The sequence below is a fragment of the Rhizobium sp. 16-488-2b genome, from assembly GCF_017741815.1.
Lineage (GTDB): Bacteria > Pseudomonadota > Alphaproteobacteria > Rhizobiales > Rhizobiaceae > Rhizobium.
The window spans coordinates 315,242-340,466 of the sequence record NZ_JAGHMF010000036.1; the positions used below are offsets into that span (position 1 = coordinate 315,242).

1 protein-coding gene is annotated in these 25,225 nt (G+C 64.8%); it reads left to right on the forward strand.

Features of this window, described 5'->3' with window-relative positions; all coding sequences use genetic code 11:
- Nucleotides 1-10 precede the first annotated feature (10 nt).
- Entirely contained in the window at nt 11-25,201 is a 25,191-nt protein-coding gene (locus tag J5286_RS27955; RefSeq protein ID WP_209193226.1) for an Ig-like domain-containing protein, read from the forward strand.
- Nucleotides 25,202-25,225 lie beyond the last annotated feature (24 nt).

Here is a 25,225-nt window from a genome sequence, read left to right on the forward strand (position 1 = left end):
AGGAAACCCCATGAACGAACGCTACGTTCGCCCCGCACCTGACCGCGTCGAAAAGATGCGGGGCAGGAATGCCAAGCCGAAATACGGCTCGATGTTGATGGAGTTGGAACAACGCATCGCATTCGATGCCGCCGGCGCGGCGACCGTGGAAAAATCCCAGGAAAAAGCCCATCAGGATCAAGGGGATCACGGCTCCGCCGAGACCGCCCAGCACGACGGCGCAAGCGACGGTCATGACGCGCTGGTGGCGGCACTTGCCGAGCACCAGGCGGCTTCGGCAGCACCCGAGACATCAGCCGTTGCGCAGCCGCGCCAGGTGGTGGTGATCGATTCCTCCGTGCCCGACTACCAGGCGCTGGTCAAAGACCTGGGCGACAATTTCAAGATCATTGTGGTCGATCCGAACGAGAACGGCGTTCACGAACTCGCCGAAACGCTCTCGTCCATGCACGATGTCGAGGCGATCCACATCATCTCGCACGGCAAGGAAGGTTTCCTGCAGCTAGGTTCGGCGTCGCTGACGGCAACGACGATGGCGACCGATTACGCCGCCGACCTGACGTCGATCCGCGGCTCCTTGACCGACAATGCCGACATTCTCGTCTACGGCTGCAATTTCGCCGAGGGCGAAACGGGCACGAACGCCGTCAAGATGCTCGGCTACCTCACCGGCGCCGACGTCGCTGCCTCGACCGACCCCACGGGAAGTGCGGCACTCGGTGGCAATTGGGATCTCGAATATCACGACGGCGATATCGCCTCTGACCTCATCGGCACGGACAAGAGCCATGCGGATTACGCCGATACGCTGAACATCGCCTCGTCGAACGGCAACGGTGCTCTACTGGTCTCGGCCGGGCGCTCGATCTACAGCGTCGATGTCCTGACCGGCAAGGCGACGATGATCACGACAGTGCCGACATCGGTCGGTGGCATTACCGTCTCCGCCACGATCAACTCGCTGGCGGCGGACCAGGCGAACGGCCTGATCTATTACACCGACAGCGCGAACGATGCGACCAACAAGGCTCTGTTTGCCTACGATTACATCAACAACACCCACATCCTGGTCGATTCCGATCTGACCACGGGCGCGGCGACCAACATTGTCACAGGTACGACAGGCGTCGGCGGCGGCGCCGCGACATTCTTCAACGGCGGCCTCTATCTCGGCGTCGAGAACGTTTCGGGAAGCAACGACCAGATTTACCGTATCACCTTCAGTAACAACGGCCGCACCATGGCCGGCGCGACCGCATTTGGCGCGCAGATTACGGCAGCGAACGACTGGGGCGATTTCGCCATCGATGCGACCAATAACACGCTGCTTAGCATCACCACGCTTGGCATCACCCGCTACAATCTCACGACCGGCGCGATCATCGACAGCATCACCAATGCCACGGGCGGCACTGGTGCCCAGGGCGGCGGCGATATTAACGGCAACACCTATCTCGTCGGCACCGATATTCGCCAGATCAACCCGGTCACCGGTGTTGCCATCGGATCGGCCGTGACGATCACGACCAATGGCACGACTGCGCTTACCAATATCTCCGATGCGGCGCGCTGGACGCCGCCGACGGGAACGATCGGCGATAAAATCTTCGCCGACAACGACAAGAGCGGCACCTTCAACACCGGCGATGGCGGCATCGGCGGTGTTACCGTGCAGCTGATCGACGACGTCAATGGCGACGGTTTGGTCAGCACCGGCGAACGCATTCTGGCGACGGATACGACCGACGCCAACGGCAGCTATCTCTTCACCGGCGTTCTCCCCGGCCAGTACATCGTGCGTGTCACCGACGCGAACGGTGTGCTGGGTACGGCCACACTTACGACGGGAAGCACGACCCAATCGTTTGCGCTCGCCACGATTGGCGCCGCCAACCTCGCGGCCGATTTCGGCTACTACGCCCAAGCGCCCGTCGTCGACCTCAATTCCGGCACGACGCCAACGCAGATCATCACCAATGGCGGCACGCCTGGCACCACGGGCTGGACGGTCGGCGGCACCGCGGGGGCGCAGGCCAATGGCGGCTTTGCCTGGACGCTCAACGGCGGAACCGGCACGCTTACCCAGGCGAACGTGTCAGGCTGGACAGACGGTCTTGCGCCGTCTGGTGCAGCGCAGCTGACATTCGATGTGGGCTGGAGCAACGATCTGTTGCTCGGTATCTCCAACGACAACAACACGCCGGCGACCGTGGATGTCACTATCGGCGGCGTGCTCTATGCGCGTATCACCACGGGTACGCTGAACGGCACGCCGAATACCGCGACCATCACCTATTTCAACGGCGCGACCGGATCACCCTCCACCGTCGCCGCATCGGCCGCCGGCACCACCGCCTGGGGCCGCACCGCCGTCACCATCAACCTGCCCTCGACGGTGGTCGCCACCGGCGACCTCGTCTTCAGCTATTCCGCGGCCGGCGGCCTTCTGACGCCAAGCACCGATGATATCTTCATCGACAATGTCAGCGCCTTCCGCAACGTCGATACGGTGGCCGGCGTCAACTACACGACGACCTACACGGAAAACGGCGCCGGCGTTTCGATCGGCAGCGCCGCAACTGACGTGCGCGATCTCGACAGCACCAACATGCGCTCGGCGACCATCGTGCTCACCAATGCGCAGGCAGGCGATGTGCTGACTGTCGGCACCTTGCCGAGCGGCATCACCGGATCGGTCGATACGTCGGTTGCCGGGCAGGTGACCGTTACGCTGACGGGCTCGGCCACCAAGGCGAGCTACGCCACGGCGATCAAGGCCATCACTTTCTCCAACACCGGCGATAATCCGAGCACGACGCCGCGCGTCATCAATGTCACCGTCAACGACGGCGGCCTGTCGTCGGCCGTCGCCACCTCCACCATCGCGGTCGTTGCCGTCAACGACGCGCCGGTCAACAACCTGCCGGCCAGCTGGACGACCAACGAAGATACCAGCCTGGCGCTGTCGGGTCTTTCGGTCACCGATCTCGACGCCGGCACCGGCTCGATGACGGTCACGCTGAGCGTCGCCTCCGGCACGATCACGGCAACGGCGGGCGGCAGCGTCGGCGTGTCGGGCTCCGGAACCGGCACGGTGGTGCTGACTGGCACGCTCGCCAATATCAACGCCTATCTCGCCTCGGCTTCCGCGCCCGTCTACGTTCCTGTCGCCGATGCCAACGGCACCGTCGTGCTGACCATGACGACCAACGACAACGGCAACACGGGCACGGGCGGCGCGCTCACGGATGTCGATACGCGCAATATCATCATCAATCCTGTTAACGACGCGCCCGTGCTCGATCTCGATGGCTCGACCACCGGAACCGGCTATTCGGTCGGTTACACGGAAAACGGCACCGGCGTTGCGATCTCGAATACCAACAGCAGCGTCATCGACGTCGACAATACCAACATGGCCTCGGCCTCGATCGTGATCACCAACGGCCAGGCCGGCGACCTGCTTACGGTCACCGGCACCCTGCCAGCGGGGATCACCGCCAGCTACAACGCCACCACCTTCACCCTGACGCTGACGGGCTCGGCGACCAAGGCCAATTACGAGGCCGCCCTGCGGCAGGTGCTCTACACCTCGAGCTCCGACAACCCGACTCTGAACGGCGCCGCCACATCTCGCAACATCAGCGTCACCGTCAATGACGGCGCGGCGAATTCCAACACCGCCGTCACCGCCGTTGCGATCACCGCCGTCAACGACGCGCCTGTTAATACGCTGCCCGTAAGCTGGACCACCAACGAGGACACCAGCGTCGCGCTGACAGGCTTGTCGATCACGGACCCGGATGCCGGCACGGGCTCGATGACCGTCCGGCTGCAGGTGCCGACAGGCGTCTTGACCGCCACGGCCGGAGGTTCCGTCACCGTCTCAGGTTCTGGCACCGGCACGCTGGTGCTAACAGGCACGCTCGCCAATCTCAACGCTTACCTGGCATCGAGCGCGGCGCCCGTCTATGTGCCGGTGGCCGATGCGAATGGCAGCGTTACGGTGACGATGACGACGAGCGATCTCGGCAATTTCGGCACCGGCGGCCCGCTCACCGATACCGATACGGCCGTGATCAACATCACGCCCGTCAACGATGCGCCGATCCTTGATCTCGATGCCTCGGGCGCCGGCACCGGCTTTACCACGACCTACACGGAAAACGACGCCGGCGTTGCGATTGCCGATACCGATGGCGTGATCACCGACATCGACAGCGCCAACATGGCCTCGCTGTCCGCGGTCATCACCAATGGTCAGGCAGGCGACATTCTGGCCGTGGCCGGCACGCTGCCTGCGGGCATCACCGCCAGCTACAATTCCACGACCTTCACCCTGACGCTCACGGGCTCGGCCCCGCGCGCCAGCTACGAGACGGCGCTTCAGCAGATCCGCTATCTGTCGAGCTCGGAAAACCCATCGACCACGCCGCGCAGCATCAACGTCACGGTCAATGACGGCGCCGCCAATTCCAACGTCGCGGTCGCGACCGTCAACGTCATCGCCGTCAACGACGCGCCGGTAAATACGGTGCCAGGGTCAGTCACGCTGAACGAGGACGTGCAGACGGCGATCTCCGGCATTTCCGTCAGTGACGTCGACAGCGGCTCCGTCACCGTCACCCTGTCGGTCGCGAACGGCACGCTGTCGCCCTCGGTGATTGCGGGAACGGTCACCGGCAACGGCACGGCCTCGGTCACCGTCTCGGGCACGCTTGCGCAGGTCAACAGCGTGCTCGCCTCGCTGCGCTACACCGGCCGCGCTGATTATAATGGCTCGGACACGCTCATCGTCTCCACGTCCGACGGTTCGCTGACGGACACGGACAATGTCGCGATCACGGTTACCCCGGTTGCCGATATCACGCCGGATACGGTGGCGACGGCTGAAGATACCGCAATCACCTTCAACGTCATCACCGGGACCAACGGCGCCACCGCCGATACGTTCAAGGATCCCGGCCGCGCCGTCACGTCGGTCACGCAGCCGCCGGCCGGGCAGGGCAGCGTCACCTTCGCCGCCGATGGCACGCTGGTCTATACGCTCTCCGCGAACTTCAACGGGCAAACGACCTTCACCTATACGGTCACTGCGGGCGGGGTCACCGAGACGGCCACCGTCACGGTCAATGTCAGCGCGGTCAACGATGCGCCGGTCAACAGCCTGCCGGCATCCGGCTGGAGCACCAGCGAGGACACGTCCATCGCGCTCTCCGGCCTTTCGATCTCCGACGTCGATGCCGGCACCGGCACGATGACGGTGACGCTCGCCGTCTCCGGCGGCACGGTTTCGGCGGTCTCGGGCGCCGGCGTCACCATCTCCGGATCGGGATCGGCGTCGCTGACCTTGTCGGGCACGCTTTCGGCGATCAACGCCTATCTGGCGTCCGCCGCCGCCCCGCAATTCAACCCGGCCGCCAATGCCAGCGGCTCGGTGACGCTGACGATGACGACCAATGATGGCGGCAATAGCGGCTCCGGCGGCCCGCTGACCGATATCGACACGCGCACCATCACCATCGATCCCGTCAACGATGCACCGGTCAACACGCTTCCCTCGGGCGGCTGGTCGGTCAATGAGGATACGGCGCTTGCGCTGACCGGGCTTGCGATCTCGGATGTCGATGCCGGCAGCGGCACGATGACCGTCGTGCTCGGCGTCAATTCCGGGCAGCTCACCGCCGTATCCGGCTCCGGTGTGACGATCAGCGGTTCCGGCACCTCGTCGCTGACGCTGTCGGGCACGCTTGCCAGCATCAATGCCTATCTCGCCAGCACCGCGCGGCCGGTGTATACGCCGGTGGCCGATTTCAACGGCGCGGTCACGCTGACGATGACGACGAACGACGGCGGCAACACCGGCTCGGGCGGCGCGCTGACCGACGTGGATACGGCAACGATCACCGTCATCGCCGTCAACGACGCGCCGACGCTCGACCTCGACACATCGGCGGCCGGCACCGGCTACGCGACCAGCTACACGGAAAACGCCGCCGGCGTCGCCATCGTCAACACCGGCGTTCTCGTCGCCGACGTCGACAACGCCAACATGGCATCTGCGACGATCGTCATCTCCAATGGCCAAGCCGGCGACGTGCTGTCGGTTACCGGCACGCTGCCATCGGGCATCACTGCCAGCTACAACGCCTCGACCTACACGCTAACCTTGACCGGCTCGGCGACCAAGGCCGCCTACCAGACGGCGCTCGGTCAGATCCGCTACGCCTCGACCTCCGATGATCCGGGTGCGGTGACCCGCTCGATCAACGTCACCGTATCCGATGGTGCGGCGTCGTCGAACACGGCTGTTGCGACGGTCGCGGTCACGCCCGTCAACGACCCGCCCGTCAACACGCTGCCTGCGGGCGGCTGGACGATGAACGAGGATGGTACGCTGTCGCTGACCGGCCTCTCGGTGGCAGACCCCGATATCGGCTCGGGCACGGCGACGGTGACGCTGTCGGTCGGCTCCGGCGTGTTGACGGCCGCAAGCGGCTCGGGCGTGACCATCACCGGCTCGGGCACCGCCACTATCACGCTGTCGGGCACGCTCACGAGCATCAACGCCTATCTGGCCAGCACCGCGCGGCCGAGCTATGTGCCGGTTGCCGATTTCAACGGCAGTGTGACGCTGACGATGACCAGCAGCGATGGCCAGCTGACCGACACGGATACGCAGACAATCGCGATCACCGCGGTTGCGGATATCGCCAACGATACGGCCACGACCAATGAGGACACGGCGGTGGTGATCGCCGTCGATGCCAATGACAGCTTCGAAAACGCCGGCCACACGATCACGGCGATCAACGGTTCGGCCATTGTTGCAAACGGCGTCGTCAACGTCACCAGCGGCACGGTTCGCCTCAATGCGGATGGCACGCTGACCTTCACGCCATCGGCCAACGTCAACGGCAGCACCAGCTTCACCTATACGGTCACCTCGGGTGGCGTGACCGAGACCGCGACCGTCAACGTGACCATCGTGCCGGTCAACGACGCGCCGGTGAATACCGTTCCGGGCGCCCAGACCGTTGCCGAGGATACGCCGCTGGCCGTATCGGGTGTATCGGTCGCCGATGTGGATGGCGACGTGCTGACCACGACGGTGACCGTCACCAACGGCATTGCCAACGTGACGACGGGAGCCGGCGCGACGATCGCCAATAACGGCACGTCATCGGTCCGCTTGTCCGGCACGGCGGCGCAGATCAACGCGGCGCTTGCGGGTCTCACCTATACCGCCACCGCCGACTATAACGGCGCGGCGCAGCTGACCATCCTAACGACAGATGGCACTTTGACCGACACCGATACGGTGGCGATAACAATCACGCCGGTCGCCGATATCGTCGCCGACAACCTGACGACCAACGAAGACACCGCCATCACCTTCAACGCCATCACCGGCACCAACGGCGCCTCGGCCGACAACTTCGAGAATGCCGGCAGGGCGATCACATCGGTCACGCAGCCCCCGGCCGGCCAGGGCACCGTCACCTTTGCGGCCGATGGCACGATCACCTACACGCCGGCCGCCAATTTCAACGGCACCACGAGTTTCACCTATACGGTCACATCAGGCGGCGTGACGGAAACCGCGACTGTCACCATCGTGGTCAATCCGGTCAACGACGCGCCCGTCAACACCGTGCCGTCGGCACAGACGACGGCGGAAGACACCTCCATCGTCTTCTCGTCCTCCGCCGGCAATGCGATCGTCGTCACCGATGTCGACAATGGAACGCTGACGGTCACCGTCACCGTCACCAACGGCTCCTTCTCGCTGTCTGGCACATCGGGCCTGTCCTTCAGCGCCGGCGACGGCACGGCCGACCAGACGATGACCTTTACCGGTACCACGGCGGCGATCAACACGGCGCTGGCGGGCGCAAGCTATGCGCCGGTTGCCGATTACAACGGTTCTGCGCAGATCTCGGTGCAGACCTCAGACGGTTCGCTCAGCGCCACCAGCACCATCCCGGTCACCATCACCCCGGTCGCCGACATCGCCAATGATTCCGTGTCGACGGATGAAGACGTTCCCGCCGTCATCTCGGTGCTCGCCAATGACAGCTTCGAGAACCCGGGCCGCGCGATCACCGCCGTCAACGGCACCGCGATCACTGCAGGCGGCGCGGCGGTCACCGTTGCCAATGGTACGGTGCGCCTCAATGCGTCCAGCCAATTGGTCTTCACACCGACGCTCGATTACAATGGCGTGACCACCTTCACCTATACAGTCACCTCGGGCGGCGTAACGGAAACCGCGCAGGTCACCGTCGCTGTCGCCTCGGTCAACACACCGCCCGTCAACACGCTGCCGCCGTCCTTCACTGCGATCGAGGACACGTCTCTCGGCCTCGCTGGCCTGCAGATCAGCGACCAGGACGCCGGCTCCGGCACGATGACGGTGACGCTGTCGGTCAATTCCGGTGTGCTCTCGGCGCTCGGCGCTGGCGGTGTATCGGTGAGCGGCTCCGGATCCCAGGCTCTCACGCTGTCCGGCACGCTGACCGATATAAATGCCTATCTCGCCGGCGCGACGCGCCCAAGCTTCACGCCGTCAGCCAATTCGACCGCCAGCGTCACGCTGACGATGACCACCAACGACAACGGCAATACCGGCGGCCCGTCGCTTGTCGATATAGATACTGCAACGATCGCGATCACGGCAGTCAACGATGCGCCTGCGGGCACAGACAATACCGTCACCATCAACGAGGACAGTGTCTACACCTTCTCGGCCGCGAGCTTCGGCTTCACCGATCCGAACGACAGCCCGGCCAACAGCCTCGCCGCCGTCGTCATCACCACCCTGCCGACCAACGGCGTGCTCTCGCTCGGCGGCACCGCGGTTACCGCCGGTCAGGTGATCTCCGCCGCCAATCTCGGCAACCTCACCTTTACACCGGCAGCCAATGCCAACGGTACCGCGCTCGCCTCCTTCACCTTCCAGGTCCGCGACAATGGCGGCACGGCGAATGGCGGCCAGGATACCGACCAGAGCCCGAACAGCTTCACCTTCAACGTCACGGCCGTCAACGACGCGCCGGTCAACACGCTGCCGTCGAGCTTCGGAACCAACGAGGACACGGCGCTGTCGCTGGCCGGCCTGCAGGTCGCCGATGTCGACGCCGGCTCCGGTTCGATCACCGTGACACTCCGCGTCAATTCCGGCACTCTGGCCGCCACTGGCGGCTCCGGCGTCACGGTCAGCGGCTCCGGATCGGGCACGCTGGTGCTGACCGGCACACTCTCCAACATCAACGTCTTCCTCACCGCAGCTGGCACCCGGCCTGTGTTCAACCCCGCCGCCAACGCCAATGGCGCGGTGACGCTGACGATGGTGACCAACGACAATGGTAACACAGGCAGCGGCGGCGCCTTGTCTGACACCGATACGGCGACGATATCAGTGGCGCCGGTCAACGACGCGCCTGTCGGTTCCGATACCGCGATCACCACCAACGAAGACACGGCCTTCTCCGGCACGCTGCCTGTCGCGACCGATGTCGACGGCGACAGCCTGACCTACGGCGCCGGGTCGATCGCGCCGTCGCACGGCACCGTCGTGGTCAACCCCAACGGCACCTATACCTACACACCGTCCGCCAATTTCAACGGCACCGACAGCTTCACCTACAGCGTCAGCGACGGCACCGTCACGGTGCAATATCTGGTCAGCGTCACCGTCAATTCGGTCAACGACGCGCCCGTCGGCGTCAACGATACCGCCCAGACCAATGCCGGCGTCAGCACGAGCCTCAACGTGCTCGCCAACGACACCGATGTCGATGGCGACGTGCTGCAGGTCTCGGCCATCAACGGCGTCGCCGGCAATGTCGGGCTTGCCGTCACAGGTTCGAACGGCGGCACGTTCACGATCGGCGCCAATGGCGCGGCGGTGTTCAATCCGGGCACGGCCTTTACCGATCTTCCGGCCGGCCAGAGCCGCACCTCCAGCGTCACCTACCAGCTGTCGGACGGCCATGGCGGCTTCTCGACGGCGACGGTCACGGTGACGGTCACGGGTGTCAACGATGCGCCGATCTCGACGCCGATCGCCAACCAGACCGGCAACGACGCGCAGGCGGTGACGCTCAATGTCGGCGGCAACTTCAGCGATCCCGATACCGGCGACACGCTGACCTTCACCGCGACAGGCCTTCCTCCGGGCCTGACGATCAACGCCACGACCGGTGTCATCTCCGGCACCATCAACCGCAGCGCCAGCGTCAACGGTCCCTATGCCGTGACGGTGACGGCAACCGATGGCAGCGGCGCGACCGCGAACCGCAGCTTCACCTGGGCCGTTCTCAACCCGCCGCCGGTGGCCGCCGCCGACAATCTGGCGACCACCGAGAACTCCCCGCTCACGGGCTCTGTCTTTGCCAACAATGGCAACGGCGTCGATTCCGATCCCGATGGCGACCCGATTTCAGTCTCGGCGGTCGGCGGCAGCGGCGCCGGTGTCGGCCAGGCCGTGGCCGGGTCGAACGGCGGGACGTTCACGATCAATGCCGATGGCACCTATGCCTTCAATCCCGGCACCGCCTTCGACGATCTCGCCGCCGGAGCAACGCGCGTCACGACCGTGACCTACACGATCACCGACGGTCAGGGCGGCTTCTCGACGGCAACGGTGACCGTAACCGTCACCGGCCTGAACGATGCGCCGGTCGCGGTGGCCGACAGCTTCACCACCAACGAGGACACATCCGTCACCTTCGACGTGCGCGCCAATGACAGCGATGTCGATGGCGGTACGCTTGCTGTCACGGCGATCAATGGCACCGCCATCGTCACCGGCGGCTCGGTGGCCGTCACCGGCGGCGTGGTCACGCTCAATGCGGATGGCCGGCTTACCTTCACACCGACGGCCGATTACAACGGCAGGCCGACTTTCACCTACACGATCTCCGACGGCCAGGGCGGCACGGCGAGCGCGACCGTCACCGGCACCGTCAATCCGGTGCAGGACCCGCCGGTTGCCGCCAACGACAGCTTCACCACCAACGAGGATACTGCGGTCACCTTCGATGTGCGCGCCAACGACAGCGACGTCGATGGCGATGCGCTTGCCGTGATCCAGATCAACGGATCGAACATCGCATCCGGCGGTTCGGTCGCCGTCACCGGCGGCAGCGTCCGGCTGAACGCCGATGGCACGCTGACCTTTACGCCATCGGCCAACTACAACGGCAATCCGAGCTTCAGCTACACCATTTCCGATGGCCATGGCGGGACGGCCACGGCAACGGTCAACGGCACGGTCAATCCCGTCCAGGATCCGCCGGTCGCTCAGAACGACAGCTTCACGACACCAGAAGACCAGGCCGTTACCATCGCCGTTCTTACCAATGACAGCGATCCGGATGGCGACGCGCTGACGATCACGCAGATTAACGGTACCGGCATCACGGCCGGCAATTCCGTGGCGATCACCGGCGGCAGCGTCACGCTGAACGCCAACGGCACGCTGACCTTCACGCCGACCGCGAATTTCAACGGCAGCCCGAGCTTCACCTACACCGTCTCCGACGGCAATGGCGGCAGCGCGACCGCCACCGTCAACGGCACGGTAACGCCGGTCAACGACATCCCCGTCGCTGTGGCCGATAGCTTCACGACGGCAGAGGATACGGCCGTCACCTTCGATGTGCTTGGCAATGACAGCGATATCGACGGCGACACGCTCACCGTGACCGCAATCAACGGCGCCAATATCGCGGCCGGCGGGGTGGTAAACGTTACCGGCGGCACCGTGCGGCTGAACGCCGACGGCACGCTGACGTTCACGCCGACGGCGAATTTCAACGGCAGCCCGAGCTTCACCTACACGGTTTCCGACGGCAATGGCGGCACCGCGACCGCTACAGTCAGCGGCAGCGTGACGCCGGTGAACGACGCGCCGGTTGCCGTCGACGACAGCTTCACCACGCTTGAAGACACGGCCGTGACCTTCGATGTCCGCGGCAACGACAGCGACGTGGATGGCGATGCGCTCAATGTGACCGCGATCAATGGCACCGCGATTGCGTCCGGCGGGTCCGTGGCGATCACCGGCGGCAGCGTCAGGCTCAATGCGAACGGCACGCTGACCTTCACGCCGGCAGCCAACTACAACGGCAGCCCGAGTTTCACCTACACCATTTCTGACGGCAACGGCGGTACCGCGACGGCCACGGTCAATGGGACCGTGACGCCGGTCAACGACGCGCCCGTTGCCTCCGATACTACCGTTTCGGTCGATGAAGATGGGGTGATCTCGAGCACCCTGCCGACAGCAACCGACGTGGACGGCGATGTGATCACCTATGCCGCCGGCAGCACCACGCCGGCCCATGGCACCGTTGTCGTCAATCCAAATGGCACCTACAGCTACACGCCATCGGCCAATTTCAACGGGACTGACCGGTTCACCTATGTTGTCAGCGACGGCAAGGGCGGCAGCAACGAGTATACGGTTACGGTCAATGTCGCGAGCGTCAACGATGTGCCGGTCGGCACGCCGCTTCCGGCCCGGTCGGGCGCGGATGGCGCAGCCGTCACCTTCGATGTCTCCGGTTTCTTTTCGGATGCCGACAACGACACGCTGACCTATTCTGCAAGTGGCCTTCCGGTCGGCCTGTCGATCAACGCCGCCGGTGTGGTGACCGGAACGATCGATCGCCAGGCAAGCGTCGGCGGGCCAACGGGCAATGGCGTCTACACGGTAACCATCAGCGTCAACGATGGCCATGGCGGCACGACCAGCCAGAGCTTCTCCTTCTCGGTCAGCAACCCGCCGCCGGTTGCCGTCAATGATGCGGTCACCGCGACGGAAGATACGCCGCTGACCTTCAACGTGCTTGACGGCTCGGCCAGCGGCGGAGTGCCGGACAGCGATCCCGATGGAGATCCGCTGACGGTCACGGCGGCCAGCGCCGCCAACGGCACGGTGACGCTCGGCTCCGGCGGCCAGATCACCTATCAGCCGAACGCCAACTTCAACGGCACCGACACGATCACCTACACGATCTCCGACGGAAACGGCGGAACGGCGACCGCGACGGTCACCGTCACAGTGCTCGCCGTCAACGACGCGCCGGTCGGCCAGCCCATCGCCGACCGCACGAGGAACGACGGCGATACCGACAGCCTCAATATCTCGTCCTTCTTCTCGGATGCCGACGGCGATCCGCTCACCTATGCCGCAAGCGGCCTGCCCGCCGGGCTGACCATCGATCCGGCCACCGGCCTGGTCTCCGGTCGCATCGCGCCGGAAGCCTCCGGCCCGACCGGCGAGGCCGTCTATACGGTGACGGTCACGGCATCGGACGGCAAGGGCGGCACGACCTCGGTCACCTTCCACTACACCATCCTCAACCTGCCGCCGATCGCGCGCGACGATTTCGCGACCACCAACGAGGATACCCCCGTCGATATCGACGTGCTCGCCAATGACGGCGATCCGGATGGCGACAATGACGAAGTCATCCGCGTCAACAATGTGGTGCTGCAGCTGAACGGACCGGCGGTCGCGACGACGAACGGCACGGTTCAACTGGTCGCCGGCCCGACCGATCGGCCGGTGCTGCGCTTCACGCCGAACGCGAACTACAACGGCCAGGAGAGCTTCAGCTACTCGATCGACGACGGCAATGGCGGCGTCGATACCGCGACGGTGACGATCACGATTATCCCGCAGAACGACGCGCCCGAGGGGACCAACCCCATACCGGATCGGGTGCGGGCCGATGGGCAGCAGCTGATCTATCGCGTCTCGGATTTCTTCGACGATCCCGACGGCGACACGCTGAACTACACGATCACGGGCTTGCCTGCCGGCTTGAGCTTCGACGCCGCAACCGGCCTTATCTTCGGCACGATCGATCACAACGCCAGCCAGGGCGGCGCCGCCGGCTTCTACCAGATCACGGTCACGGCGCATGACGGGCCGAACGGGACGGGTGCGTCCGTATCCCAGAGCTTCGAGCTTCAGGTGACCAATCCGGGCCCGACGGCCGTCAACGACAATCTCGCGATCAACGAGGATCAGTCCGCGACGTTCAACGTCATCACCGGCGCGGGAACGGCGAGCGGCAACGCCGGCGCCGACATCGATCCGGATGGCGATACGCTGAGACTGATCGCCGCCTCGGCCGGGCACGGGACGCTGACCTTCGCGGCGAACGGTTCGATCACCTATGTCCCGGCCGCCGATTTCAACGGTACCGACACGATCATCTACACGATCTCCGACGGGCAGGGCGGCGTCTCGACGGCGACGGTTACGATCACGATCAATGCCGTCAACGATGCGCCCGATGTCAGCGGCCCGCTTCCGGTCCAGATGGACAGCGACGGCCAGAGCGTCTCCTTCGACGCCGGCATCTATTTCTCCGATCGCGATGGCGATACGCTGAGCTATGCCGCGACCGATCTCCCGCCCGGCCTGCAGATCGACGCCGCGACCGGCGTGATCTCGGGTTCGCTTCCCAACAACGCGTCTCGCCCCGAGCCCTATGTCGCAACGATCAACGTATCGGACGGGCAGGGCGGCACGATCTCGCGCACGATCACCTGGATCATCAGCAACTTCCCGCCCAAGGCGTTCAGCGACGTCCTGTCGGTCGGCCAAAACGCCAGCGGCAGCGGCAATGCGCTGACCAATGACACGGACCCCGATGGCGACGCCCTGACCATCGACCGGATCAACGGCCAGGCGGCAAGCGTCGGCCAGGCGGTTGCCGGTTCGAACGGCGGTACCTTCACCGTCAGCGCCACCGGTGTTTACACCTTCAACCCGGGCACCGATTTCGCCGATCTTGGCGCCGGCGAGACCCGCACGACGTCGGTGACCTATCGCGTGACGGATGCCGATGGCGAAAGCGATACGGCGACGATCACTGTCACGGTCACCGGCGTGAACGACAATCCGACGGCAACGCCCATTCCCGCGGTAACGCTTGCCGATGGCCAGTCGCTCGATGGAAAGCCGATCGACGTCAGCGATTTCTTCAGCGACGTCGACGGCGATACGCTGACCTTTACGGCATCGGGCCTGCCGGCAGGCCTGTCGATGGACGCAAATGGGGTTATCACCGGCACGATCGCCGCCGACGCGTCGTCGGGTGGCCCGACCTATACGGTGGCGGTTGTGGCGAACGACGGCCATGGCGGCACGTTCAGGACAACCTTTGATCTTACCGTCACCAATCCGGCTCCGACCGCCGTCAACGATACCGCGACCACCACCGAGGACGTGCCCCTTCTCAACATCAACGTGCTTGGAAACGATACCGACCCTGATGGCGACGTGCTGACGATCGATCCTGATTTCCCGCCGCAGGCCGGCCACGGCACGGTGACGGTCAATAGCGACGGAACGCTGAATTACACGCCCGCAAAAGATTTCAACGGCATCGACACGGTGGTCTACCGCGTGACCGACGGCCAGGGAGGCCTCAGCACCGGCGTGCTGACCATAACGGTGGGCGCCCAGAATGACGCGCCGATCGAAACCCCGATCGCCGACATGGAACGCAACGACGGCGATACGATCAGCTTCGATATTTCGAGCTATTTCGCCGATCCCGAGGGCGGCGTGCTGACGTACGACGTTCAAGGCCTGCCGCCAGGCCTGACCTTCGATCCTGAAACCGGCATCATCAGCGGCCGGATCAGCGCCGGCGCATCCGGCCCCATGGGCCTCTCCAATTATCTGGTCAAGGTCATCGCGACCGATGACGGCGGCCTCACCGCCGAGTCCGATTTCACCTATGTCATCCGCAACATCGCCCCCGACGCGATGAACGACACGGCAAGAACGCTGGAAGACCAGCCTGTCGATATCGATGTGCTCGCCAACGATGTCGATACCGACGGCGATGCCAAGAGCATCGTCCTCGTCAACGGCGTCAACCTGAGCGTCGATGGCGCGGCCGTGCCAATTTCCAACGGCTCGGTGCAGCTCGTGCTTGTCAACGGCGCGCAGGTGCTGCGCTTCACGCCCGCGGCCAACTACGCCGGCACCGCCTCCTTCACCTACACGATCAGCGACGGCAATGGCGGCAGCGACACGGCGACGGTGACGGTCACGGTCGATCCCGTCAATGATGCGCCCCTGGCGACTCCGATCCCCGATCGCGCGCAGGCCGATGGCTCGGCCGTGAGCTTCGACGTCCGGGGCTTCTTCAGCGATGTCGATGGCGACACGCTGGCGATATCAGTCAATGGCTTGCCCCCCGGCCTTGGCTTCGACCCCGCGACCGGTCTCATCAGCGGCACGCTGGATGCCAATGCATCGGCCGGCAGCCCATACACTGTCGTGGTATCCGCCGACGATGGCCATGGCGGCCAGGTCTCGACGCAGTTCGTCTTCTCCGTCAGCAACCCGGCGCCGATCGCCGCCAATGACACGGTCGCGACCAATGAAGATACCGCCGTCACCTTCAACCCGATCACCGGTGTCGGCACGGCCGGCGGCGGCGTGGATGTCGATCCCGACGGCGATCCGCTGACGATCGTGGCGATCGACGGCCAGCCGATTGCCACCAACGGCACGGTTGCTGTTGCGGGCGGCGTCATCCGTCTCAACGGCGATGGATCGTTGACCTTCACGCCGGCGGCCGATTTCAACGGCACTGTGCCGGTGACCTACCGCATCAGCGACGGCAATGGGGGCTTTGCGGAAGCATCGATCGTCATCACCGTGGCGGCCGTCAACGATGTCGGCGTCGTCGATCTCAACGGCGCCGGCGCTGGCGTCGATATCGCCGTCTCTTTCAATGAAGGCGATGCGCCTGTCGCGATCGCCAGCGGCGATGCAACCGTGTTCGATGTCGAGAACGGCATCACGTCGCTCAATGTCGCGCTTGGCGGCTTTGCCAATGCGGGCTCGGAGGTCATTCACCTGAACGGCTCCGTGGATATCATCTACGGCACGGCCAACACCGGCACGATCACCTTCGGCGGCACGACCTTCCGCTTCAGCTATGACGGCGCCAACGCGCTCGCCATCACCAATGCGGCCGGTGGTACGATGGGCAACGCGGCGACCAGCGCCCTGCTGCGCGCCATTCAATATGAAAACAGAAGCGACAACCCGACTACGGGAGACCGCACCGTCTCGATCACGGTGACCGACGATGGCGGCGCAACCTCGGCCGCTGCGGTCGCGACGATCTCGATCGGTGCCGTCAACGACGCGCCCATCGCCGTCGATGACACGGCGACCACGGATGAGGACACCGCCATCGTCGGCGCCGTGCCCGGCGTACTGGGCAACGATACAGACGCTGACGGCGACGCGCTCGTCGTCTCGGCCGTTGGTGCTGCCCTGCCCGGCGCTGCGGTCGCCGGCTCGACGGGCGGCAGCTTCGTGATCAACGCCGACGGCAGCTATCGCTTCGATCCCGGCGCCGATTTCCAGGGCCTCAAGGCCGGCGAAACACGGGTTACCTCGATTACTTACGCGGTGTCGGACGGCCATGGCGGCACGGCGAACGCCACGCTGTCGGTCACTGTCGTCGGCGTCAACGACGCGCCGATCGGAAGTGATGGGAGCTTCCAGACCGGCGAGGATACGGTCGCGACCGGCTTCCTGCCCACCGCAAGCGACCCCGATGGCGATGCGCTGACTTATGCCATCGCCACACCGCCTGCCAATGGCGTCGTTACCATCAGCTCCGACGGCAGCTATCGCTACACGCCGCCAGCCAACTTCAACGGCAACGACAGCTTCACCTACAGTGTCTCCGACGGCCGCTCGACGGTCACCTACACCATCGCCGTCACCGTCACGCCGGTTGACGACGCGCCCGTGGGTACGCCGATCGCCAACCAGGCCTATCAGGATGCGCAGACCATCAGCTTCGATGTCTCGGGCAACTTCAGCGATATCGATACGCCCAGCCTGACCTTCACCGCGACGGGCCTGCCGACAGGTCTAACGATCTCCTCACAGGGCATCATCACCGGAACGGTCGACCCCGACGCGTCGCAGCTCAATGGCGGCGCCTACTCGGTCACGGTATTTGCCAGCGACGGCACGAGCTCGGCGAACCAGACCTTCATCATCACGGTCACAAACCCCGCGCCCATCGCCCGCGACGATGCCGCCAGCACCGGCGAGAACGTTGATATCGCCGGCTCGGTCTTCGCCGATAACGGTAATGGCGCGGATAGCGACCCGGATGGCGACACGATCGTCGTCAGCGCCGTCAACGGCGTTGCCGGCAATGTCGGCGCGTCAATCGCAGGCTCGGCGGGCGGGCGTTTCGTAATCGGCACCGATGGCAGCTACACATTCGTGCCGGGCACCGACTTCGACAATCTGAAGGCCGGCGAACAACGCACCACGAGCATCACTTACACCATCTCCGACGGCCAGGGCGGTACTTCGACCGCGACCTTCACGGTGACGGTATCGGGCGCCAACGATCTCCCCGTCGGCTCCGACATCGTGATCTCGACCGCCGAGGACACCGCCTTCAGCGGCCGGCTACCGGCGGCGACCGACGTCGATGGCGATCCGCTGACCTATGGCGTCGGCAGCCAGCCGGCGCATGGCAGCGTCACGATCGACCCGACCGGCGCCTACGTCTATACGCCGACCGCGGACTTCAACGGCGCCGACAGCTTCACCTATACGATCTCGGATGGCACCGCCGTCGTCACCCATACGGTGACCGTGACCGTCAATCCGGTCAACGATGCGCCTGTTCTGCAGGATGTCGCGGTCTCGATGAACGAAGACGGCACGGCGACGGGCCAGATCGTTGCCACCGACATCGACGACGCGCCGGCCACGCTGGTCTATGGCCTTCAGACCGCTGCCGCGAGCGGGACCGCCGTCGTCAACCCCGACGGCACCTACAGCTATATCCCCAATCCCAATTTCAACGGCACCGACAGCTTTGTCGTGGTCGTCACAGACCCCAGCGGCGCCACCGCCACGGCAACGATCACGGTCACGGTCGGCGCGGTCAACGACCCGCCCGTGGCCGTCGACGATGCCGCTGCGACCACCGAGAACACCGCGATTTCAGGCAATGTGATCGTCGGCGGGCCGGGTGCAGACAGCGATCCGGACGGCGACACGCTGACCGTTGTCGGCGTCGGCGCGGCCACCGGCAATGTCGGCACTGCAATCCCCGGCCAAGGCGGCGGCAGCTTCCTTATTGCCGCCGACGGCTCCTATACGTTCGACCCAGGCACGGACTTCGACGGCCTTGCCGCCGGTGCGACCGCGACGACATCGGTGAGCTACACGATCTCCGACGGCCATGGTGGGGTTGCCACCGCGACGCTGACGGTTACCGTCACTGGCCTCAACGACGCGCCGAATGCGCCGGCCTTGCCGCCACAGGCAAGCCTCGATGGTGCCGCCATCGTGCTGCCTGTCGGTGCTCAGTTCACCGATGTCGATGGCGATACGCTGACCTTCGATATCACCGGCCTGCCGCCGGGCCTCGTCTACAACACCCAGACCGGCGAAATCACGGGCAACATCCTGCCGAACGCCTCCGGTGCGACCGGCAGCGCGGTCTATAACGTCACGATTACGGCGAGAGACGGCCTCGGCGGCGAAGCCGTCCGCAGCTTTGCCTGGACGGTGACCAACCCGGTGCCGGACGCGGTCAACGATGCCTTCACGATGAACGAAGGTGGTCAGCTGAGCGGCTCGGTTCTCGACGCGAACGGCAATGGCCCGGATACCGATCCCGATAACGATCCGCTCACCGTTTCGCTGGTGACGAATACCGCGCATGGCGCCCTCGTGCTCAATCCCGATGGCACCTTCACTTACACGCCGACCGCAGGGTTCAACGGCACCGACAGCTTCGTCTATCGAATCGACGACGGAAATGGCGGCACCGATACGGCGACCGTCACGATCACCATCAATCCGGTCAACGACGCGCCTGTCGTCGTCAACGACAACTTCACTGTCGCCGAAGATGGCCAGGTGGTCATTCCGGTTCTGGCGAACGACAGCGATCCCGATGGCGATACGCTGACGATAACGGAGATCAACGGTCAGCCGATCAGCGTCGGCGCCAGCGTTGCGCTCGCGTCAGGAACGGTGACGCTGAATTCAGATGGTACGCTGACATTTGCGGCAGCACCCAATTTCGCCGGCAATGCCAGCTTCACGTACACGGTCTCCGACGGAACCCTGAGCGTGCAGGGCACGGTCAACGGCACGGTGACAGGCGTCAACGACGCACCTGTCAACAGCCTGCCGGCGACCTTCAACGGTACCGAGGACACGGCGCTGCCGCTTGCCGGCCTGTCGATCTCGGACGTCGATGCCGGATCGGGCACGATGACCGTGACGCTCTCGGTCGATGCCGGCACGCTGACGGCTGCCGCCGGCGGCAATGTGGCCGTGGCCGGCAACGGTTCGGGCGCGATCACGCTTACAGGTACGATCGGCGATATCAACGCCTACCTCGCGGGAGCGTCGGCCCCGGTCTATCACCCGCTTCTCAACTCGAATGCGCCGGTGACGTTGACCATGGTCACCAGCGACGGCGGCAATAGTGGCGCCGGCGGTGTCCAGACCGATACCGACCGGGCGACGATCATTCTCGCGCCCGTCAATGACGCGCCTGTCGCGAGCGGCTCGATGATCCAGACGCGCGAAGACGTGCCGGTTTCGGGCGTGGTGGCCGCCACCGATCCGGATGGCGACCCGCTGACCTACGCGGTCGCAACAGGCCCACGCAACGGCACCGTCGTCATCGATGCCGCCGGGCGCTACCTCTACTCACCCAACACCGATTTCAACGGGACCGACAGTTTCGACATCAGTGTCAGCGACGGACAGGGCGGTGTCACGACCGTCACGATCGCGGTGACCGTGACCCCAGTCAACGACGCGCCCGTCGGCTCGGATGCGACCGCGACTGTGGCCGAGGACCAGACGTTGAACGGCCAGCTGCCGGTTGCGAGCGACGTGGACAGCCCCAGCCTGACCTACGGGCTTGGCGGGCAGGCGGCGCACGGCACGGTGACGGTCAACTCCGACGGCACCTACAGCTATGTGCCGGCCGCAAACTACAACGGTTCCGACAGCTTCACCTACACCGTCTCCGACGGCCAGGCGACTTCGACCTACACGATTTCGATCACGGTGACCGCGGTCAACGATGCGCCTGTGAGCTCGGGAACCTCGATCTCCACCGAGGAGGACGAAACCGTTACCGGCCAGCTGCCACCGGCCTCCGACGCCGATGGCGACCCGATCACCTACGGGCTCGCCGCCCAGGCAACCAACGGCACCGTGGTCGTGAACTCCGACGGCAGCTACAGCTACACGCCGGCGCCCGGCTACAACGGCTCCGACAGCTTCAGCTTCAGCGTCTCGGATGGCACCGATTCCACGACCTATGTGGTCAATGTCACCGTGGGCGCGGTCAATGATCCGCCGAGCGGCTCCAACGCCTCGATCACCGTTGCCGAAGACGGTCTGGCCAGTGGAACGCTACCGCTTGCGACCGATCCGGACGGTGACGCGCTCACCTATGGTCTGGGCGCACCAGCCGCGCATGGCACGGTCACCGTCAACACCGACGGCACCTACACCTATCGGCCGAATGCCAACTACAACGGCACCGACAGCTTCACCTACACCGTCTCCGACGGCATCGATCAATCGACGTATACTGTCTCGATCACCGTGACGCCTGTGAACGACGCCCCAGTCGGATCGAATACTGCGATCACAGTCTCCGAGGACGTGCCCTTCGACGGCGTGTTGCCGGCCGCCAGCGATGTGGATGGCGATCCGGTTCGCTATGCCGTCGGCACGCAGCCCATGCATGGTTCGGTGACCGTCAATCCCGACGGAACCTACCGATACGTGCCGGCAGCCGATTACAACGGCGCCGACAGCTTCACCTACCAGGTGACCGATGGCCAGGCGGTCTCGACCTACACGGTCTCGATCACGGTGACCGCGGTCAACGACGCGCCTGTTGGCAGCAATGTGTCGATCTCTGTCGACGAAGACGGCTCCGCGTCGGGAACGCTGCCGCGCGCGGTGGATGTCGATGGCGATCCGCTGACCTATCTGCTGCAGAACGGTCCGAGTCATGGCGTGGCCACCGTGCTCTCCGACGGCCGCTACACCTACGTCCCCGCCGCCAATTTCTCTGGGACTGATACCTTCACCTACGCGGTGTCCGATGGCACTGTGCTGTCCGTCTACACCGTGACGGTGAATGTCGGTGCCGAAAACGATGCGCCGACGGGCTCGGATCTGGCAATCAGCATCTCCGAGGATACGAGCTTTACCGGCTCGCTTCCATCAGCCTCCGATGCGGATGGCGACACGGTCGTCTACGGCCTTGGCACGCCGGCCGCCCATGGGGCCGTGACGGTCAATCCCGACGGCACCTTCAGCTACGTGCCGCAGGCAAACTATGCCGGGCCGGACCACTTCACCTACACCTTGTTCGATGGAACCGTCACGGTGACCTATACCGTCACGATCGCCGTCCAGGGTGTGAACGATGCGCCGGTCGGCGCCGATACCGCCATCTCGCTTGCCGAGGATACGCCCTTCTCGGGCCAGCTTCCGCCAGCCGTCGATCCCGATGGCGATGCGGTCACCTACGCTCTCGCAGGCGCGGCAAGCCACGGCACCGTCAGCATCAATGCCAACGGGACCTACAGCTATATCCCCGACAGCAACTTCAACGGCACCGACAGCTTCAGCTATTCCGTCAGCGACGGAACGGCGACCAACGTCTACCGCGTCTCGGTCACCGTCAGCGCCGTCAACGATGCGCCGATCGGCTCCGATACGTCGATTTCGGCGCAGCAGGGCACGATCGCGACCGGCAATCTGCCGCCGGCCTACGATATCGAGGGGAGCCCGGTCACCTATGGACTTGGCGCGCAGGCCGCGCACGGCACCGTGGTGATCGGAGCGAACGGCAGCTATTCCTACCAGCCAAACAGCGGCTTCAGCGGCAGCGATCAGTTCACCTACACCGTCTCCGACGGAACGGCGGTATCGATCTACACCGTCACCGTCTCCGTCGGCGCCGTCAACAGCGCGCCCTCCGGCCAGGACACGACGCTGACCGTTTCCGAGGATACGCCGTTTACCGGCCAGCTGCCGGTCGCGACCGACGCGGATGGCGACGCGCTGACCTACGGCCTTGCCGCGGGACCGGCGCATGGTGTCGTCACCGTTTCGGCGGACGGGCAATACTCCTTCACGCCTGATCGCAATTTCAACGGCAGCGATCAGTTCAGCTACTCGGTGAGCGATGGCCGGGCGATGGTGGTCTACCGCGTGTTCGTCACGGTCACGCCCGTCAACGACGCCCCGGTCGGATCGGATACCGCTATCTCGCTCGCCGAGGATACGAGCTTCACCGGACGGCTGCCGACGGCCTCCGATGCTGATGGCGATGCCATCACCTATGGCCTGGCGGCCGCGGCCGGCCACGGCACGGTCAGCATCAACGCCGACGGGACCTACAGCTATACGCCCAACGGCAACTTCAACGGCACTGACAGCTTCAGCTACTCGGTAAGCGACGGCACGGTCACCAATGTCTATCGCGTGACCGTCACCGTCACCGCCGTCAATGATGCACCCGTCGGGTCTGATACGTCGATCTCCGTGCAGGAGGGAACGGTCGCCACCGGCACCCTGCCGCCGGCCTTCGATGTCGAGGGATCGCCGGTCACCTACGGTCTGGGAGCCAATCCGGTCCACGGCACGGTCACGATCAATCTGAACGGCAACTACACTTACCAGCCAGACGCTGGCTTCAGCGGCGCCGATCAGTTCACCTATACAGTATCCGACGGCACGGCGACCTCGGTCTATACCGTCACCGTTTCCGTCGGCGCGGTGAATGGCGCACCCGTCGGCAGCGACACGACGCTGACCATTGCCGAGGATACGACGTTTACCGGCAGGCTTCCCGCCGCCACCGATCCCGATGGCGATCCGCTGAGCTACGCGGTTGCGGCCGGACCGGCCCACGGCGTCGTCATAATCACGGCGGACGGCCGATATATCTTCACGCCAAACGGCAATTTCAACGGCACGGACCAGTTCAGCTATTCGGTGAGCGATGGCCGGGCGACGGTTATCTACCGCGTGTTCGTCACGGTTACGCCCGTCAACGACGCACCTGTCGGATCCGGCACCGCGATCGCGGTCGGGCGCGATCAGACCGTCACGGGCACCTTGCCGCCGGCCTTCGATGTCGAGGGATCGCCGATCACCTATCAACTGGGATCGGCCGCAGCCCACGGCGTCGTCACCGTCAATCCGGATGGGAGCTACAGCTATACTCCGACAGCCGGCTATGAGGGTGCCGACAGCTTCACCTTCACGGTCTCCGACGGTGACGCGACATCGACCTACATGGTCACGATTTCCGTGGGTGCTGCCGTTCCGCCCACGGAGCCGCCTGAAACACCGCCCGGCGAACGTCCGCCGCTCGAAAGGGATCCGCCGGTCGTGTTCCCTGTCGATCCGAACGATCCGGGTGCGCCTGATTTCGGTGACGAGACCGAGGAGATTGGCGGCGCATCGAAGGAGATCATGGACGATCTCGGCGCCATATCGGACGACATCACGGTGGATGGCCCGATCGACGCTGTCGTCAACGCCGCACAGCCTTTGAACGGCATCGGTTCGCTGCCGCGCCACGGCGCGGTGCTGCATGCCGTGCGTCAGATCTCCGAGTGGATCGAAAGCGGACGCCGTCTCGACGATATCCATATTGGCTTCTTCAAGGGCGGATCGAACATTCACATCGCCGGATCGGGTGCCGACAGTACCTGGTTCACCGTCGATACGATCTTCAACGAGAACTTCCTCTATATCCTGCCCGCTTATGGCAGCCAGACGGACAAGACGAGCTTCAGCGTGACGCTATCCGACGGCCGTGCGCTGCCGGACTGGATGACGGTGACGCATGGCGGAATGATCATCGGCCGCCCGCCTGTCGGCGCCGTCTCGATCGACATCCGCGTATGGGGCACCTCGCGCGACGGTACGGTGAGCGACACGCTGCGCATCGACCTGCAGACGGGCACGGTTCTCGACCATGTCAGGGACCGGCGCGCCGATCTCGGGCCAGGGGCGCTGTTCTCCAGCCAAATGTTGGCCGAGGCGAACATAAGCAGTGGGCAAGGCGACCGGCTCTGGAGTGCCCTGCGCGGGCAGTGATACCGACTGCGGCGACGCTGCGCC

What these genes read in the sequence shown, in the direction of transcription:
- J5286_RS27955 (WP_209193226.1), top strand. Translation starts at nt 11, where the DNA reads ATGAACGAACGCTACGTTCGCCCCGCACCTGACCGCGTCGAAAAGATG.